This window comes from Nonomuraea sp. NPDC048826 (assembly GCF_043198225.1).
GTDB lineage: Bacteria > Actinomycetota > Actinomycetes > Streptosporangiales > Streptosporangiaceae > Nonomuraea.
Genome location: NZ_JBICUQ010000004.1, coordinates 100,405 through 116,909, shown reverse-complemented (window position 1 = coordinate 116,909; position 16,505 = coordinate 100,405). Strand labels below are relative to the sequence as shown.

Here is a 16,505-nt window from a genome sequence, read left to right as displayed (position 1 = left end):
CGCCCGCCGCCATTTCGGTCAGGGGTTTTGGGGGGCCGTACACCGTTATTTCCGGAATGTGACACGTGGAAGGACTTGCGCAAGCTTGCGGTAAGGCCTTTCAATGGTCGAGACTTCCCGGGGGTGACCTATGGCAACGTGGTGGCGCGACGCCGCGATCTACCAGGTGTACGTGCGCAGCTTCGCCGACGGCGACGGCGACGGGATCGGCGACCTGATAGGCGTACGCGATCGCCTGCCCTACATCGCCGCGCTGGGCGTGGACGCCATCTGGCTGACACCGTTCTACCCGTCGCCGATGGCCGATTTCGGCTACGACGTCGCCGACTACCGCGACGTCGACCCGCTGTTCGGCACGCTCGGCGACGCCAAGGCGCTGATCGACGAGGCCCACGGGCTCGGCCTGCGGGTGATCGTCGACATCGTGCCCAACCACACCTCCGACCAGCACCCCTGGTTCCAGGAGGCCCTGCGCGGCGTCAACCGCGACCGCTACATCTTCCGCGACCGGCCCAACGACTGGGAGTCCATCTTCGGCGGCCCGGCCTGGACCCGGACCGCCGACGGGCAGTGGTACCTCCACCTGTTCGACCCCGCCCAGCCCGACCTCAACTGGGAGCACCCCGAGGTGCGGGCCGAGTTCGAGTCGATCCTGCGCTTCTGGCTCGACCTGGGCGTCGACGGCTTCCGGATCGACGTCGCGCACGGCATGGTCAAGCCGGCCGGCCTGCCCGACATCGGCCACTCCGGGCAGACCCGGCTCATCGGCAACGACGTCGTGCCCTACTTCGACAACGACGGCGTGCACGAGATCCACCGGTCGTGGCGGCGCATCCTCGACTCGTACCCGGGGGAGCGGATCGGCGTGGCCGAGGCCTGGGCGCCCACCCCCGAACGGCTGGCACTCTACGTCCGGCCCGACGAGCTCCACCAGGCGTTCAACTTCCACTACCTGTTCGCCCCCTGGGAGGCGGAGGCACTCCGCGACGCGATCGACAGCTCGCTGGCCACCGCCGGCTCGGTCGGCGCGCCCACCACCTGGGTGCTGTCGAACCACGACGTCAAGCGGCACGTGACCCGCTACGGCAGCCTGGCCAGGGCCCGCGCCGCCGCCCTGCTCATGCTGGCGCTGCCCGGCTCCGCCTACATCTACCAGGGCGACGAGCTGGGCCTGCCCGAGGTGCTCGACCTGCCCGATGAGGTGCTGTGCGACCCGCAGCGGCTGCGCGACCCCGACAGCGGCCGCGACGGCTGCCGGGTGCCCCTGCCCTGGACCCGCGACCTGGGCTGGCGCGACCCGTGGCTGCCCATCCCCGCCGCCTGGGCCGAGCTCAGCGTGGAGGCCCAGCAGGGCGTGCCCGGCTCCACCCTGGAGCTCTACCGGGAGGCGCTCCGGCTGCGCCGCGCCTTCGGCGGCGACCTGACCTGGCACGACTCCCCGGCAGGGACACTCGTGCTGTCCCGCGGCGACCTGCTGTGCACCGTCAACCTGACGGGGGAGCCCGTCGACTTCGGCGTCGCCGGTGACCTGCTGCTGGCCTCGGACGTGCCCGGCTCGCCCGATTCGACGGCCTGGTGGAAAGTAAAGTATCCGGCATGAATGGATCCGCCCGCCTTGCCGACATCGCCGCCCAGGCCGGGGTGAGCGAGGCCACGGTCAGCCGCGTGCTCAACGGCAAGCCGGGCGTCTCCGCGACCACCCGTCAGGCGGTGATGACCGCGCTCGACCTGATGGGCTACGAGCGGCCGCCCCGGCTGCGCCAGCGGAGCAACGGCCTCATCGGGCTGGTCACCCCCGAGCTGGACAACCCGATCTTCCCCGCGTTCGCGCAGGCCATCGAGAAGGCGCTGACACAGCACGGCTACACGCCCGTGCTCTGCACCCAGCTGCCCGGCGGCGCCCCCGAGGACGAGTTCACCGAGCAGCTCGTCGACCGCGGGGTGAGCGGCATCGTGTTCGTGTCCGGCCTGCACGCCGACACCACCGCCCGGATGGACCGCTACAACCGGCTCGTCGACCGGGGCCTGCCGATCGTGCTGGTCGACGGCTACAACGAGCACATCGACGCCCCGTTCATCTCCGCCGACGACCGCATGGCCACCCGCCTGGCCGTGCAGCACCTGGCCGACCTCGGCCACGAGCGCATCGGGCTGGCGCTCGGGCCGCGCCGGTTCGTGCCCGTCATCCGCAAGATCGAGGGCTACCGGCAGGCCATGAGCAGGCTGCTCGGCGCCGACGACGTCGACGACCTCATCACCCACTCGCTGTTCTCCGTCGAGGGCGGCCAGGCCGCCGCCTCCCAGCTGCTCGACCGCGGCTGCACCGGCATCGTCTGCGCCAGCGACCTGATGGCCCTGGGCGCGATCCGCGCCTGCCGCCAGCGCGGGCTCGCCGTGCCGGGCGAGGTGTCGGTGGTCGGCTTCGACGACTCGCCGCTCATCGCCTTCACCGACCCGCCGCTGACGACCGTGCGCAAGCCGATCGGGCCGATGGCCACCGCCGCCGTGCAGACGCTCCTGGAAGAGGTCGGCGGCACGCCCGCCAAGCACGTCGAGCTGATCTTCCAGCCCGAGCTGGTGGTCCGCGGCTCCACCGGCTCCGGCCCGCTGGTCAACCGGTGATCCCGCGGCATGGCCTGTGACGTGCTGGTGCTGGGCGGGGCCGGGGTCGACACCACGGTGTACGTGCCGGGGCTGCCGCTGCCCTACCGCGACACCTACCCGGTGCCGCCGGTCCGGGACCGCATCGGCAACACCGGGTCCGGGGTCAGCCTGGGCTGCGCCGCCCTCGGGCTGGACGTCGCCTTCGCCGACCTGATCGGCGACGATCCGCAGGGCGCGATCGTCCGGGACGCGCTCCGGCACCTCAGCTGCGCGTGGGGCGCCGCCGCCGGAGGGACCCGGCGCAGCGTGCTGCTCGTCGCCCCCGACGGCCGCCGCACCTCGTTCTTCGACGCCAGGGCCACCCCCGGCGAGCGCCTGCCCCGCGACCTCTACGCCGGCGTCCGCGCCCGGCACGTGCACGTGTCGCTCTCCGACATCTGCCGCGACGTCTTCGACGACCTCCACGGCGTGCCCGTCTCCACGGACCTGCACGACTGGGACGGGGTGCACGACTTCCACGCCGACTTCGCGTACCGCTCCGACCTGGTGTTCCTGTCCGCAGCCGCGCTGGACGACCCGGAGGCGGTGATGCGCGGCATCCTGGCCCGCGGCCGCGCCCGCACCGTCGTCTGCACCCGCGGCGCCGACGGCTGCCTCGTCCTGACCCGGGGCGGCGGCGTGCGCGCCTTCCCCGCCGCCCCGCTGCCCGCGCCGGTCGCCGACAGCAACGGCGCGGGCGACGCCTTCGTCTCCGGCTTCCTGTACGGCACGCTCAAGGGCCTGCCGCTGGAACGGTGCGTCGCCCTCGGGGCGGTGGCCGGGGCGCACGCCTGCACGGTGCCGGGCACCCACGAGTCGCCGATCACCGAGGAGACGCTCCTCAGCCGCGCCTGACCCGGGCGGCGTGCGGGCGGGCGGGGCTCAGTCGAGCACCAGGCGGACGCCCGCGCTCAGGGCCGAGTCGTGCAGTTCGAGCTCGGCAGGCTCGGCGTCGCGGGGGAGCTCGAACAGCAGCGTGCCGGTGAACGAGTCGCCGGGGCCGATGGAGATCGGGGTGATCTCCTTGCCCGCCTTGTCGAGGAGCTTCGTCGCGCCGTGCGCGGTGTCGTCGTCGTCGACCAGGTGCTGCTGGGCGGGGTAGAGGACGCGGGCCTCCTGGCCGATGTTGCCGACCTTGAGCGCGACCCGGCAGGTGCGTGACTCCTTGGCCGCGGCCGGCTTGGCGCACTTGGTGGCGCTGACGGTGAAGCTGAGCTTGCCGTCGTGGACCGGGCCGCCGGACTCGCCCACGGCCGGGCCGCGGGACGTCCACAACAGCGCGGCGACCAGCAGCGCGAGCAGCACCAGCGTGATCACCAGGGCGGCCAGGCAGCCGGTGAGCAGGTTGCGGCGCGGCTTGGCCGGGCGGGTGCCCGGCGGCATCGGGCCGCGGCCGGGCAGCGGGCCCTGCCCGGTCGTCTGGTGCGGATGGAGCTGAGGCTGTCCGCGCCCCGGCCTCGGGAAGCGCCCGGACGTCTCGGCGGGCGGCACGGGCGCGGCCCGCCGCGGCCCCCGGAAGCCGCCCCGCCCGTCGGCCGGCGGCGCCTGACGCGGCCCTGCCTGACCGGGCCTCGGCACGTTGCCGGACGTCTCGGCGGGTGGCATCCCGTGCGGCCCTGGCCTGGGCACGTTGCCGGACGTCTCTGCAGGCGGCACCCCGTGCGGGCCGGGCCGGTTGCCGGACGTCTCGGCGGGTGGCATCCCGTGCGGCCCTGGCCTGGGCACGTTGCCGGAGGTCTCGGCCAGGGGGACCCCGTAGGGCACGTTGCCGGACGCGTCGGCAGGAGGGACCCCGTGCGGCCCCGGCCTGGGCACGTTGCCGGACGTCTCGGCGGGCGGCGCCCCGTGGGGGCCGGGCCGGGGCACGTTGCCGGAGATCTCGGCCGGCGGGGCCTGGGGCGGGGCGGCGGCGGGGCCGGCGGGGGCGTGGCCCTGGAAGGACGGGTCGGCGGGCGGGGGACCGGGCTCGGCCCCTCGTGGCGCGCCCGTACGGGAGGGACCCGGCATGGGGAAGCGGCCGGAGGTGTCGGCGGGCGGCGGGCCGCCCTGAGGGGCCTGCGGGCCGCGATGGGCGGAGCGGCCCTGGCCGGGATGCGGGCCGGGACGGTGCGCCAGCGGCGGGAACTCGGCGGGGTTCCACGAGTCCGTGAGATGGCGGGTGGCCGCGAGCTGGGCCGCCGGCTCGTCGGTGGCGCTCACCAGCTCCAGCAGCAGCTGCTTGGCCGTCGGCCGGCGCGCCGGGTCGGGGTGGATGGCCGCGGCCACCAGCCGGTCGAGCGGCGCGGGCAGCCCGCGCAGGTCGGGCGGGGCGGTGCGGGCCCGGGCCGCCATCACGTAGGCGTCGCCCTCGCCGAACGGATGCCCGCCCAGCCCCGCGTACGCGATCAGCGACCCCCAGGCGAACACGTCGCCCGCCGGGCTGGTGCGCCCCTGGAAGACCTGCTCGGGAGCGATCCACCCGGGTGTGCCCATGACCATGCCGGCGTTCGTGTGGCGCGAGTCGCCGTGCGTGGACCTGGCCAGCCCGAAGTCGATCACCCGGGGCCCGGCCAGCGTCAGCATCACGTTGGCCGGCTTGAGGTCGCGGTGGACCAGCCCGGCCGCGTGGATGGCGGTCAGCGCGGCGGCCACGCCGACGGCCGCCGCGTGGAGCATCGACGGCGACAGCCGGCCGTGCTCGATGAGGTGGTCCTCCAGCGAGACGCCGTCGATGTACTCGGTGACGAGGTAGAGGACGCCGTCGTGCTCGCCGTGGTCGAGCACCCGGGCGGTGCAGAAGGACGCGACCTTGCGCGCGTTGGACACCTCTTCGTGGAAGCGCGCCCGGTAGACGGGATCGGCGGTGAAGTCACGGCGGATCGCCTTGAGCGCCACCATCGCGCCGTCCGGCCCCTTGGCCAGATAGACGGTGCCCATGCCACCGGAACCGAGCCTGCTGAGCAGCTCGTACGGCCCGATGGTGGGCGGATCCTCTGGCGTCAGCGGAGTGCCAGCGGAGCGACCCTGCTGCCCCAACGTCGCTGTCCTCTCGCCGTCGTCGTCCCGTGGACTCAAACCGACCGTTTCCTCCGCCCGGCATGCCTTTCTGCATCCCAGACTCTAACGGAGTAAGGGCCTGCCCGCTGGCGCGGCGAGAGCCTTCGCTAGGGGCGCACCCCGAGCTGGATGATCTCCGCGTAGACCGATACGGCCACCTCTCCCGGCGTCCGCGCGCCGATGTCCAGCCCGGCCGGCACCCGCACCCGTTCGCCGCCGTCCACCGCGGCCAGCACACCGGCTCCCCGCCTGCGGCTGGCGATGAGCCCGACGTACGGGACGCCGGCCGCCAGCGCCGCCCGCAGCACCGGCTCCTCCGACACCCCGTGCGAGGCGACCAGCACCGCGGCGGTGTCGGCGGCGATCGCGGCCCACGGGTCGGCCGACGGCTCCACCTGGTGACCCAGGGCCCGTCCGACCTCGGCGAACGCCCTGGCGATCGGGCTCTCCCCGTACACGTGGACCAGCACCGGCGGGAGCACCGCCTCCAGGAAGATCTCCAGCGTGCCGCCCGACAGGCAGGGCTGGCCGACGGCGACCAGCCCCTCCTCCTCGCGCGGCTCGCCCTCCTCGGGCGTGATGCGCAGCAGCGTCGTCTGCCCGGCCCGCCGCGGCTGGAGCAGCTTGAGCCCCTGGGCCCGTACCGTGTCGAGCGCGCAGTGCCCGCCGACGAAGCCCTCGACGGTCCCGTCGGCCAGCACCAGCGCCCGGTCGCCCGCCTTCGCGCTGGTCGGCCGCTGCGCGCGCACGACCGTGGCCAGCACGTACGGCTCCCGCCCCGACCGCAGCTGGGCGGCCCGCTCCCGCACGTCACGCGGCGCGGCGGGCGCCCCGCCCGTACGGTCACGGGGGCGGGGCGCCGGCATGCCGAGGAACTCGCTCATGAGATCGCCAGGTCCGTCCTGAACGGCCGCCCGTCGATGGTCCGCCACACGTTCGCCGGGGTCAGCGGCATGTCCGCGTGCCGGATCCCGTACGGCGCGAGCGCGTCCACCACGGCGTTGACCACGGCGGCGGGGGAGCCGACGGTGGCCGACTCGCCGACGCCCTTGGCCCCGATCGGGTGGAACGGCGACGGGCTGACCGTCTCGCCCAGTTCCCACGACGGGCACTCCATGGACGTCGGCAGCAGGTAGTCCATGAAGGACGCGCCCAGGTGGTTGCCGTCCTCGTCGAACGCCATCACCTGCATGAGCGCCATGCCCACGCCGTCGGCCAGGCCGCCGTGCACCTGCCCCTCGACGATCATCGGGTTGATGCGCACCCCGCAGTCGTCCACCGCCACGAACCGGCGCACCTTGACCTGCCCGGTGCCGGGGTCGACGTCGACCACGCAGACGTACGCGCCGAACGGGTAGGTCAGGTTCGGCGGGTTGTAGACGGTCACCGCGTCCAGGTGGCCCTCGACGCCCTCGGGCAGCTCCAGGTTGGAGTGCGCGGCCAGCGCGATCTCGGCGAGCGACTTGCCCGTCGACGGGTCGCCGACCACCGACCACTTGCCCTCCTGCCACTCCAGGTCGTCCGGGCTGGCCTCCAGCATGGCCGCGGCCACCAGCTTGGCCCGGTCGCGCACCTTCCTGGCCACCACCGCCGTCGCCGCGCCCGACACCGGCGTCGAGCGCGACCCGTACGTGCCGAGCCCGAACGGCGTCTGGTCGGTGTCGCCGTGCACCACCTCCACGTCGTCGGCCGGGATGCCCAGCTCCTGCCCGACGATCTGGGCGAACGTGGTCTCGTGCCCCTGGCCCTGCGACTGGCACGACACCCGCAGCACCGCCTTGCCCGTCGGGTGCACGCGCAGTTCGGCGCCGTCGGCCATGCCGAGGCCGAGGATGTCCATGTGCTTGCGCGGCCCGGCGCCCACCGCCTCGGTGAAGAAGCTGATCCCGATGCCCATCAGCTCGCCCCTGGCCCGCTTGTCGGCCTGCTCGGCGCGGAGCTTGTCGTAGCCGGCCATGTCCAGCGCCAGCCGCAGCGCCTTGGGGTAGTCGCCGGAGTCGTACTCCCAGCCGGTGGGGGAGGTGTAGGGGAACTGGTCGGGTTTGAGCAGGTTGCGCATGCGCAGCTCGGCCGGGTCCACGCCCAGCTCGGCGGCGAGCACGTCCACCAGCCGCTCCACCAGGTAGACGGCCTCGGTGACGCGGAACGAGCAGGCGTAGGCGACGCCGCCGGGCGCCTTGTTCGTGTAGACGCCGGTGACCTCGCAGTGCGCGGCCTCGATGTCGTACGAGCCGGTGAAGACGTGGAAGAACCCGGCGGGGAACTTCGTCGGCTGCGCCGTGCCGTTGAACGCGCCGTGGTCGGCCAGCACCTTCACCCGGATCGCGGTGATCCGGCCGTCGCGGTCGGCGGCGATCTCGCCGTGCATGTGGTAGTCGCGGGCGAAGGAGGTGCTCATCAGGTTCTCCGAGCGGTCCTCCATCCACTTGACCGGGCGGCCGGTGACGATCGAGCCGACGATCGCGCACACGTACCCGGGGTAGATGCCGACCTTGCCGCCGAACCCGCCGCCGATGTCGGGCGAGATCACCCGGATCTTGTGCTCCGGCAGGCCGGCCACCATCGCGTACAGCGTCCGGTGGGCGTGCGGCGCCTGCGTGCCGCACCACACGGTCAGCTTCCCGGTCACCTTGTCGAAGTCGGCGACCGCGCCGCACGTCTCCAGCGGCGCCGGGTGCACCCGCGGGTAGATCATGTCCTGCGCGACCGTCACCTCGGCCTGCTCGAACAGCTCGTCCGTCCTGGCCTGGTCGCCCGCCTGCCAGTCGAAGATGTGGTTGTCGGCCTTGCCCTCCAGATCGTCCCTGATCACCGGGGCGCCCTCGGCGAGCGCGGTCCTGGCGTCGATGACCGCGTCCAGCGGCTCGTACTCGACCTCGATGAGCTCCAGCGCGTCGCGCGCCGCGTAGCGGTCCTCGGCCACCACGAACGCGACCTCCTGGCCCTGGAAGCGCACCTTGTCCGTGGCGAGCACCGCCTGCACGTCGTTGGACAGGGTGGGCATCCAGGCCAGGTTCAGCCCGCCGAGGGTGGCGCCGGTGATGACGGCCTTGACCTTCGGGTGCGCCTCGGCCGCCGAGGTGTCGATGGACACGATCCGCGCGTGCGCGTACGGGCTGCGCAGGACCGCGCCGTGCAGCATGCCGGGCAGCTTGAGGTCGTCGACGTAGTTGCCCCGTCCCCTGATGAACCGGGCGTCCTCCTTGCGGTGCATCCGTCCGAAACTCATGACTTCGCCTCCGCTTCCGCGGCCCACCTGATCGAGCGGACGATGTTCTCGTAACCCGTGCACCGGCAGAGCTGGCCGGAGATCGCCTCGCGGATCTCGCCCTCGTCCGGGTCGGGCTTGTTGTCCAGCAGCCACCGCGCCGTCAGCAGCATGCCCGGCGTGCAGAACCCGCACTGCAGCCCGTGGCACTCCACGAACCCCTTCTGCACGGCGTCCAGCTCGCCGTCCTTCTCCAGCCCCTCGACGGTCGTCACCTCGTGCCCGTCGGCCATCACCGCCAGCACCGTGCACGACTTGACCGGCACGCCGTCGAGCTGGACCGTGCACACGCCGCAGTTGGAGGTGTCGCAGCCCCAGTGGGTGCCCGTCAGGTTCAGCTCGTCGCGCAGGAAGTGGGTCAGCAGCAGGCGCGGCTCCACGTCGCGCTCGTACGGCTGCCCGTTCACCGTCACCGTGATCCGCATGTCAGATCCTCTCCGCGGCCCTGGTCAGCGCCCGCCGGGTCAGCTCGGCGGCCAGGTGGCGCTTGTAGTCGGCGGGACCCCGCTGGTCGGAGTGCGGGTCGCAGTGCTCGGCGGCGATCCGGCCGGCCTCCGCGAACACGTCCGCGCCCGGCGGCTTCCCGATCAGGTGCGCCTCCGCCTCGGGGGCGCAGAAGTGCTCGGCGCCCACCGCGGTCAGCCCGATCCCGGCCTGCGCGATCACCCCGCCGTCCACCCGGAGCACCGCCCCGGCCGCCGCCACCGGCCAGTCGCCGACGCGCCGCTCCACCTTCTCGTACGCGCTCCCGGTCCCGTCCAGGACCGGCACCCGGAGCGCGATCAGCAGCTCGCCGTCGCCGACCGCGGTCTCGTACGGTCCTTCGTGGAACTCCCTGACCGGGACCTTCCTGACACCCGACGGGCCCTGGATGACGGCGGTGGCGCGGAGGGCCGCGAACACCGCCGCGAGGTCCTCCGACGGGTCGCCCTGGCAGAGCGAGCCGCCCACGGTCCCCCGGTTGCGGACGATCGGGTCGGCGATCACCCGCTCCGCGTCCTCGAAGATCGGGAACAGGCCGGTGGCGGTGGTGTCGGCCAGCAGCTCGGCGTGCCGCACCATCGAGCCGATCACCAGCTCACCGTCCTCGACCGTGAGCTGGGCCAGCTCGGTCAGTCCGTTGATGTCGATCAGCGCCTCGGGTTGCGCCAGGCGCAGCTTCATCATCGGGATCAGGCTGTGGCCACCAGCCACGACCCGGGCGTCCGGGCCGTACCTGTCCAGCAGCTCGAGCGCGTGCGGGACGCTGCCCGCTCTTTCGTACGCGAACGTCGCGGGAACCTGCATGCCAGCACAGTGCTGTCAGCCATTCGTCCGGACAATCCAGAAATAAGGGATTCCTTAATGCGGGCCGGGAATCTATGAAGAGAGGGTGACCCTGAGCCAGCTCGGCGCCTTCGTCTTCGTGGCCCGCCTCGGTTCCGTCAAAGCCGCGGCCCGCGCCCTCGGCGTCAGCGAGCCCGCCGTCTCCCAGTCGCTCGCCCAGCTCCGCCGCCACCTCGGCGATCCGCTCCTCGTCCGCTCCGCCGACGGCATGGTCCTCACCGAAGGCGGCCGGCGGCTGCTCGGCATCGCCTCCCAGATCGTCGCGCTCGGCGCCGAGGCCGTCGCCGCCGTCCAGCCCGGCGGCCCGGCCCGGCTGCACGTCGTCATGGACGGCGTCCTCGCCGAGCACGTCGCCGGGCCGCTGGTGTGCCTGTTCAACCAGCGCAAATCCATGGACGCCAGCACCGGCGTCGCCGCCACCGCCGAGATGCCGCTGCTGCTGACCAGCAGGCTCGCCGACGTCGCGCTCGGCCCGCAGCTCCCCGGACCCGGGCTCGTCAGCCGGCCGGTGCTGCGCTGCCGCCTGATCGCCGTCGCCGCCCCGCACGGCCGCCGCGACCACTGGCTCGTTGGCCCCTCAGGCACCGACCCGGCCGGCGACAGCGGGCGGCTGCTGCGGCTGTTACGCGTCCCCGAGTCCCACGTACGCGTCTTCGCCAACCAGACCGCGGCCTGGAAGGCGGCGGCCGAAGGCGCCGGGATCGCCCCCGCCGTCGCCCACCTGGTGGCCTCCCAGCTGCGGCGCGGGGAACTGACGGCGGTGGAGACCGCGGCCACCCCGATGCCGGTCTCCTGGTACGCGACCGTGCTCGAACCGGAGTCCCGGCCGGCCGCCGCGGGCGCCTTCCTGGACTTCCTCACCACCCCGGCGGCCACCCAGGTGATGCGCTCCCCGGACGAGGGCATCCCGCGCGCCCGTTTCCGCCCGCCGGTCCACGTGTCGATCTGGAGCTGACCGTCACCCACTCCTCAGAAGCGCCAACCTTTCCCTGAGGCCACAGCGTCTGGAGGGTATCGACACATGAGGAGAGACGTTGGATCGCGATGCCGGTTTCCGGGCGTTCGTGGACGCACACCAACGCCCGTTGATGCGCCTGGCCTACCTGCTCACCGGAGAGGTCCACCTCGCGGAGGACCTCTGGCAGAGCGTGCTGGTCCGCATGATCGGGCGGTGGCCGAAGTTACGCCACGTCGACAACCTCGACGCGTACGCCCGCAAGGCCATGCTGAACCAGTACATCTCGTGGCGGCGGCGTCGCGGCTCGGGAGAGGTGCCGAGCGCCGACCCGCCCGACCGCGCCTACACCAGCGAGGAATCCGCCGTCCTGCGGATCGTGCTGCGCCAGGCGCTCATGCGGCTGACCCCCAAGCAGCGCGCGGTGCTCGTCCTGCGCTTCTACGAGGACCGTACCGAACGTGACGTCGCCGAGCTGCTGGGCTGCTCCGTCGGCACGGTGAAGAGCCAGGCGCACCACGCCCTGGCCCGCCTGCGCGCGCTGGCGCCCGAACTGGCGCCCCGACTGCCCGATCTGGACGACCCGGCCCGAAGTGAGGGGGCACGCCGATGACCTGGCTCGGAGATCAACTCAGCCGCATCGCGGACGACATGCCGGAACGCGACCTGGCCACCAGGGCGATCGCCGTCCATCAGCGCAGGCGGCGCAACCTCCTGGCGTTCACCGCCGCCGCGGTGGTCGTCGTCACCATGATCGCGGTCACCGTCGCGGTGCGGGCGGTGCCCAGTGAGCCGCGCGCCGCCGCCCGCCCGTCCGTCCACCCGTCCGCCCGCCCGTCCGCCCCGCTGGAACTGCCGGTCATCAAGGTCGGGCTGCTGCCGACGGTGGAGACGGCCTCCGTGTTCGTGGCCATCGCCGAGGGCTACTTCCAGGAGGAGGGACTCACGGTGGAGCCGATGGTCATCACCGGCGGGGCGGCCGCGCTGCCCCCGACCCAGAACGGGCGACTGGACCTGACCTACACCGACTACCTCACCCTGTTCCAGGCGAATGAGAGGGGCAAGGACTTCAAGATCGTTGCCAGCCTGTACCTGGCGGTGCCGGGGGATGTCGCGGTCGTCGTGAACCCGCGATCGAAGATCAGGACAGTGCGCGATCTCAAGGGCAAGGTGATCACGACCCCCAACCTCCGGACGTTCGATCACCTGACCCTGACAGCCGCACTGAAACGGGCCGGCCTCAAGCCGCGGGACGTCCTGATCGCAGAGAAGCCCTATCCCGAGATGGTCCACGTGCTGCACAAAGGGCAGGCCGACGCCGCCGTGCTCCCGGAGCCGTACCTCTCCGTGGGGCGCCAGAGCGGACGCGTGCGGATCTTGGCGGACGCGATCCCGAAGGAGTTCGCGGCCCTGCACACCGCGGGCCTCGCGACCACCCACGAGTGGGCCCGGGAGAACCCACGCACGCTGGCGGCCTTCAAGCGTGCGCTGGCCAAGGCGAAGCGCCTGATCGCGAGCGATCCCGGGCAGGTGCGCAAGGTGGTGCCCACCTACACGAAGATCTCCGCCAAGACGACGGACACCCTGACGTTCGGCTCCTATCCGGCCGAGATCGACCCGAACGAGCTGCAGCGGGTGGCCGACCTGGGCGAGGCCTTCGGGTGGTTGGACGGCTCGGACGGCCTCCTGCTGGCGCTGAAGCCGTGATCCCGGGCGCCGGAGGAGGCTAGCCTCGGGCGCATGCCGCGCCTGGTGTTCTCCGACTCCGACCTCGGCCGGGTCCGCTTCGCCGTCCTGCCCTTCCAGGAGACGCTGAAGGCGGCGCGCGGCCTCGGTTTGCCGGCGCCGCCGCCGGGCCTGGCCGCCTGGCGGCACACCGGCCGGGCGGCGCTGCCCGCGGCGGCCCGGCCGGTGGTGGCCCTGTGCGGGGCGCACCCCACGCATCTGCCCGACTTCCTGACGCCGCAGCCCGCCGCCGGCCCGATGACGTTCGAGGACGAGCTCCACGCGGCGCTCGACGACCCCGCCGCGCCGGTGCGGCAGGACACCGCGGCGTTCGCCGGGGTGCTGGAGACCGTCCCCGCCGTGGTCGGCACCCTGCTCCACCATCCCACCCGCGCCCGGCGCGGGCTGCGGGACGCCTTCGTGGCGTTCCACCGGGCGGTGCTGGCCGCCGACTGGCCGCGGCTGCGCGCCCAGCTCGCGGCGGACGTCGCCTATCGTGCCCGGCTCGCGGCGCGGCACGGGGTGGAGGCCATGCTCGCCACGCTCTGCCCTCCCCACGTGCGCTGGGAGCATCCGTACCTGGAGTTCACCGGACCGGTCGCGCCCGACTTCGCACTCGGCGGCCGGGGGCTGATCCTGGTGCCGAGCATGTTCCTGACCGACGGGGTGCACCGGCAGCTCAACGACCGGCAGCAGCCGATGCTCTTCTACCCGGCGCGGACCGTCGGGGCGTTCTGGCGCGACAGCGGAAAACGCGACTGGCCGGACGGACGCCTGGCGGGGGCGGTCGGCGAGCGCCGGGCGGCCGTCCTGCGGGCGCTCGCCCGCCGCTCCGGCCGCGGCACCGCCGACCTCGCCGCGGCCCTGGGGGTCACCCCGGCGACCGCCTCGGCGCACGTGGCCAACCTGCGGCGCGCCGGGCTGGTCGTCACCACCCGGGTGGCGCGCACGGCCCGGCACGAGCTGACCCCGCTGGGCTGGGACCTGCTGGACCTGAACGTCGGTTAGGCCTCGACGGCGATCGCCTCGATCTCCAGCAGCCAATCCTCGGTGTAGATGTCGGTGATGACGATGGTGATCGCGGGCCGGTGGTCGCCGAGCACCTCCTCGCGGATGCGGCTGTTCGCCTCGCGATACCCGCGGTCGGAGAGATACGTCGTGACCTTGACAAGGTTGCGCACCCCCAGGCCCGCCTCGGCCAGCACGGTGAGCACGTTCTTCCAGGTCAGGCGGCACTGGGAGTCGAAGTCCTCCGGCAGGCCGTCTGCCCCGCCCCAGGGGACCTGGCCGCTGACGAACACGGTCCGCCGGGCACCGGTCACCACGGCGCCGTGCGTGTAGTTGCCCGTCGGCTCCGGGAGCGAGACGGGGTCGATGGGTCGTACCAGAAGATCGTCCATGGCGGCGACCCTAGGAACCCGCCCGCGCGAGCCGCAAACCCTTCGCCGATCCGTCGAATCGAGACGCCGCTCAGGGCCGGGCCGCGTCGAACAGGAGCTGACGCAGCCAGGCCATGAAGGGGTGGTCGCCCAGATGCGGGTTCCACACCATGTCGATGCCCAGCCCAGGGAGCGGGAACGGGAACTCCTCGATCCGCAGGCCGACGAGCGCCCGCATCTCCGCGGCCACCCGGTAACGCAGGAGTGCGACCCCGCCGGCCCGTCCGACCAGGTACGGGACGAGCAGGAAGTCGGAGACCCGAAGGCCGACCCGGTAGGCGACGCCCCGCTCGTCGAGCACCGGATACGGGAAGACCCGCCGCTCGGCGTCCACGACGACGTGCGGCTGCGTGGTCAGCAGGTCGAGCGCGCTCATCTCCGGCGGCGTGTCCGCCGCGGCCACCACCACGATCCGGTCGTCGTACAGGCGCTCGCGCGGGTGCGGCGAGGCGAACCCCTCGGAGATCAGCACCACGTCGACGCCGTGCTCGGTGAAGGTGGACTCGGCCGGCACGGTGATCGTGCGCAGCCGGAGCGTCGCGTGCGGGGCCCGCTCGGCGACCAGCCGCCCGAGCCGCGCGCCGAGGACGAAGGCCGTGCTGGTGGTCATCGCGACGGTGATGACCCGGCGATCCGTCGCCGGATCGAACACGGGCAGGCTGACCAGGTCGGCGGCCTGCTGGAGCGTCGCGCGCACCGGCGCGATCAGCTGAACGGCGCGCGGGGTCAGCGCGACGGCGTTGCCCTGACGGACGAGGAGGTTGTCGCCGAGCAGGCGGCGCAGCCGGCCCAGGGCGTGGCTCATCGCGGACTGCGAGAGACCGACCCGCTCGGCGGCCCTGGTCACCGAGCGCTCCTCCAGCATCGCCAGGAGCGGCACCAGCAGGTTGAGGTTGACCGACGCCAGCCGATCCAGCCCGGAACCCGCGGTGCCCGTGTCCTCGTCGCTCATCGCGACGAACTCTACGCGGCGGCCCGGCGCAACCGGGGGATCGGGACGCGGTGGTTGAGCGCCACCGCCGTGCCGGAGCCGTCGTCGCGGGCCCAGCGCATCAGGCCCGGCCCGCCGGGTTCCCCCTCGACGTACTCCGGCTCGCCGCGCACCGGCAGGTGACCCACGGCCTTGAGGCTGAGCCCGAACTGCTCGGTCCAGAAGTACGGCTGGAACCGGAGCGGCGGCGCCTCGTCCCCGCGCACGAGGGCGGCCGCGGCCACCTTCGCCTGCTCGATCGCGCTGTTCCACAACGGGACGCGGCGCGGCCCGTACGGCGTCGGGAACGCCGCCAGGTCGCCGACCGCCGCGATGCCGGGGCGGACCAGCCCGCGCGCGTCGACCCGGACGACCCCGTCCGCCGCGAGGCCCGTCCCCGCGAGCCACTCCGTGTTGGGGACGTCCCCGGCGGCGGCCACCACCAGGTCGGCCTCGACGACCGCGCCGTCCTCCAGGACCACCCGGACGCCCGCCGTGCCCCGCTCGATCCGCGCCGCGCCGGTCTCCACGACGGTGAGCCCGCGCTCGCGCGCGGCCGCGCCGAACACGCCGGCCAGGTACGGTCCCAGGTGCCCGATCAGCGGGGCGCCCTGGGAGACGAGCGTGACCCGGCAGCCCGCCGCCAGGCACGCCGAGGCGATCTCCATGCCGAGCGGCCCGCCGCCGGCCACGACGACCGACGGGCTCCCGGCGAGCCGGTCGCGCAACACCAGCGCGTCGTCGAGGCCGCGCAAGGTGAGCTCCTCGGGCAGGCCGGACAGCCGCCGCGCGCGGGCGCCGGTGGCGATCACCAGCCGGTCGTACGGGAGCGCGGCGCCGTCGTCGAGGGTCACCAGGCGACGCTCCACGTCGAGCCCCGTCACCCGGACGCCGAGCAGCTCGCGCGCCCCGTGCGTGGCCTTCGGCAGCTCGTGGGACGCCGGGTCCCGCCCGTCGAGCAGCAGCGCCTTCGACAGCGCCGGACGGCTGTAGGCCGCGTGCGGCTCGTCGCCGACGATGGTCAGCTCCCCGTCGAACCCGCTCTCCCGCAGCGCGTGCGCCGCGGTGAGCCCGGCGATGCCATGCCCGGCGACGACCACTCGCCTGATCGGCCCGCTCACTCGCCTGATCGGCCCGCTCACT

15 protein-coding genes are annotated in these 16,505 nt (G+C 73.5%); 7 read left to right on the top strand and 8 right to left on the bottom strand.

Features of this window, described 5'->3' with window-relative positions; all coding sequences use genetic code 11:
- The first annotated feature begins 130 nt into the window (after positions 1-130).
- Genes ACGFI7_RS15055 through ACGFI7_RS15045 form a run of 3 tightly spaced genes read left to right on the top strand, consistent with a single transcriptional unit; the run spans position 131 to position 3,498 of the window.
- Positions 131-1,600 carry an alpha-amylase family glycosyl hydrolase gene (locus ACGFI7_RS15055; RefSeq protein WP_393404189.1) on the top strand — a complete coding sequence of 490 codons (1,470 nt, stop codon included), beginning with the start codon at positions 131-133 and terminating at the stop codon, positions 1,598-1,600.
- Positions 1,597-2,622 (top strand): LacI family DNA-binding transcriptional regulator, encoded by a 1,026-nt coding sequence (locus tag ACGFI7_RS15050; protein ID WP_393404187.1) that lies wholly within the window; start codon positions 1,597-1,599, stop codon positions 2,620-2,622. Before ACGFI7_RS15055 ends, ACGFI7_RS15050 begins: the two co-directional genes overlap by 4 nt.
- Before the next feature lie 9 nt (positions 2,623-2,631).
- Positions 2,632-3,498, top strand: coding sequence for a carbohydrate kinase family protein (locus tag ACGFI7_RS15045; RefSeq protein WP_393404184.1), 867 nt, complete (start codon positions 2,632-2,634; stop codon positions 3,496-3,498).
- A 27-nt stretch (positions 3,499-3,525) separates the two neighbouring features.
- Here ACGFI7_RS15045 and ACGFI7_RS15040 read toward each other — a convergent pair whose 3' ends face one another.
- The 5 genes from ACGFI7_RS15040 to ACGFI7_RS15020 form a co-directional block, all read right to left on the bottom strand.
- Positions 3,526-5,658, bottom strand: a complete 2,133-nt coding sequence (locus tag ACGFI7_RS15040) for a protein kinase (RefSeq protein ID WP_393404181.1) — start codon at positions 5,656-5,658, stop codon at positions 3,526-3,528.
- Positions 5,659-5,786: 128 nt separating this feature from the next.
- The gene (locus tag ACGFI7_RS15035) at positions 5,787-6,563 is read right to left on the bottom strand and encodes an XdhC family protein (RefSeq protein ID WP_393404178.1); all 777 of its coding nucleotides are present in this window, start codon (positions 6,561-6,563) and stop codon (positions 5,787-5,789) included.
- Entirely contained in the window at positions 6,560-8,908 is a 2,349-nt protein-coding gene (locus ACGFI7_RS15030) for an aerobic carbon-monoxide dehydrogenase large subunit (protein ID WP_393404176.1), read from the bottom strand. Before ACGFI7_RS15030 ends, ACGFI7_RS15035 begins: the two co-directional genes overlap by 4 nt.
- Positions 8,905-9,372 (bottom strand): (2Fe-2S)-binding protein, encoded by a 468-nt coding sequence (locus ACGFI7_RS15025; RefSeq protein ID WP_393404174.1) that lies wholly within the window; start codon positions 9,370-9,372, stop codon positions 8,905-8,907. Before ACGFI7_RS15025 ends, ACGFI7_RS15030 begins: the two co-directional genes overlap by 4 nt.
- A 1-nt stretch (position 9,373) precedes the next feature.
- A complete protein-coding gene (locus ACGFI7_RS15020) occupies positions 9,374-10,234 on the bottom strand; it encodes an FAD binding domain-containing protein (RefSeq protein WP_393404172.1) in 861 nt (286 codons plus the stop codon).
- 85 nt (positions 10,235-10,319) lie between these two features.
- Here ACGFI7_RS15020 and ACGFI7_RS15015 point away from each other — a divergent pair, with 85 nt between their 5' ends.
- The 4 genes from ACGFI7_RS15015 (at position 10,320) to ACGFI7_RS15000 (ending at position 13,961) form a co-directional block, all read left to right on the top strand.
- Positions 10,320-11,228 (top strand): LysR family transcriptional regulator, encoded by a 909-nt coding sequence (locus tag ACGFI7_RS15015; protein ID WP_393404169.1) that lies wholly within the window; start codon positions 10,320-10,322, stop codon positions 11,226-11,228.
- Between the two features lie 79 nt (positions 11,229-11,307).
- On the top strand, positions 11,308-11,841 hold the full coding sequence (locus tag ACGFI7_RS15010) for a SigE family RNA polymerase sigma factor (protein ID WP_393404167.1): 534 nt from the start codon (positions 11,308-11,310) through the stop codon (positions 11,839-11,841).
- Positions 11,838-12,935 carry an ABC transporter substrate-binding protein gene (locus ACGFI7_RS15005; RefSeq protein ID WP_393404164.1) on the top strand — a complete coding sequence of 366 codons (1,098 nt, stop codon included), beginning with the start codon at positions 11,838-11,840 and terminating at the stop codon, positions 12,933-12,935. Before ACGFI7_RS15010 ends, ACGFI7_RS15005 begins: the two co-directional genes overlap by 4 nt.
- A gap of 33 nt (positions 12,936-12,968) precedes the next feature.
- Positions 12,969-13,961: a DUF5937 family protein gene (locus ACGFI7_RS15000; protein ID WP_393404161.1), complete on the top strand. Its 993-nt coding sequence runs from the start codon at positions 12,969-12,971 to the stop codon at positions 13,959-13,961.
- Here ACGFI7_RS15000 and ACGFI7_RS14995 read toward each other — a convergent pair.
- From ACGFI7_RS14995 to ACGFI7_RS14985, 3 genes are all read right to left on the bottom strand, one after another.
- A complete protein-coding gene (locus tag ACGFI7_RS14995; protein ID WP_393404159.1) occupies positions 13,958-14,353 on the bottom strand; it encodes a RidA family protein in 396 nt (131 codons plus the stop codon). The two genes, ACGFI7_RS15000 and ACGFI7_RS14995, sit on opposite strands and share 4 nt — an antisense overlap.
- Before the next feature lie 70 nt (positions 14,354-14,423).
- Positions 14,424-15,344: a LysR family transcriptional regulator gene (locus tag ACGFI7_RS14990; protein ID WP_393404157.1), complete on the bottom strand. Its 921-nt coding sequence runs from the start codon at positions 15,342-15,344 to the stop codon at positions 14,424-14,426.
- An 11-nt stretch (positions 15,345-15,355) separates the two neighbouring features.
- Complete coding sequence (locus ACGFI7_RS14985; RefSeq protein WP_393404154.1) at positions 15,356-16,483, bottom strand: NAD(P)/FAD-dependent oxidoreductase; 1,128 nt, start codon at positions 16,481-16,483, stop codon at positions 15,356-15,358.
- Positions 16,484-16,505 lie beyond the last annotated feature (22 nt).

Excerpts from the sequence above, each read along its gene's own strand:
- ACGFI7_RS15055 (WP_393404189.1), top strand. The coding sequence starts at position 131 with ATGGCAACGTGGTGGCGCGACGCCGCGATCTACCAGGTGTACGTGCGC.
- ACGFI7_RS15050 (WP_393404187.1), top strand. The coding sequence starts at position 1,597 with ATGAATGGATCCGCCCGCCTTGCCGACATCGCCGCCCAGGCCGGGGTG.
- ACGFI7_RS15045 (WP_393404184.1), top strand. The coding sequence starts at position 2,632 with ATGGCCTGTGACGTGCTGGTGCTGGGCGGGGCCGGGGTCGACACCACG.
- ACGFI7_RS15035 (WP_393404178.1), bottom strand. The coding sequence starts at position 6,563 with ATGAGCGAGTTCCTCGGCATGCCGGCGCCCCGCCCCCGTGACCGTACG.
- ACGFI7_RS15030 (WP_393404176.1), bottom strand. The coding sequence starts at position 8,908 with ATGAGTTTCGGACGGATGCACCGCAAGGAGGACGCCCGGTTCATCAGG.
- ACGFI7_RS15025 (WP_393404174.1), bottom strand. The coding sequence starts at position 9,372 with ATGCGGATCACGGTGACGGTGAACGGGCAGCCGTACGAGCGCGACGTG.
- ACGFI7_RS15020 (WP_393404172.1), bottom strand. The coding sequence starts at position 10,234 with ATGCAGGTTCCCGCGACGTTCGCGTACGAAAGAGCGGGCAGCGTCCCG.
- ACGFI7_RS15005 (WP_393404164.1), top strand. The coding sequence starts at position 11,838 with ATGACCTGGCTCGGAGATCAACTCAGCCGCATCGCGGACGACATGCCG.
- ACGFI7_RS15000 (WP_393404161.1), top strand. The coding sequence starts at position 12,969 with ATGCCGCGCCTGGTGTTCTCCGACTCCGACCTCGGCCGGGTCCGCTTC.
- ACGFI7_RS14995 (WP_393404159.1), bottom strand. The coding sequence starts at position 14,353 with ATGGACGATCTTCTGGTACGACCCATCGACCCCGTCTCGCTCCCGGAG.
- ACGFI7_RS14990 (WP_393404157.1), bottom strand. The coding sequence starts at position 15,344 with ATGAGCGACGAGGACACGGGCACCGCGGGTTCCGGGCTGGATCGGCTG.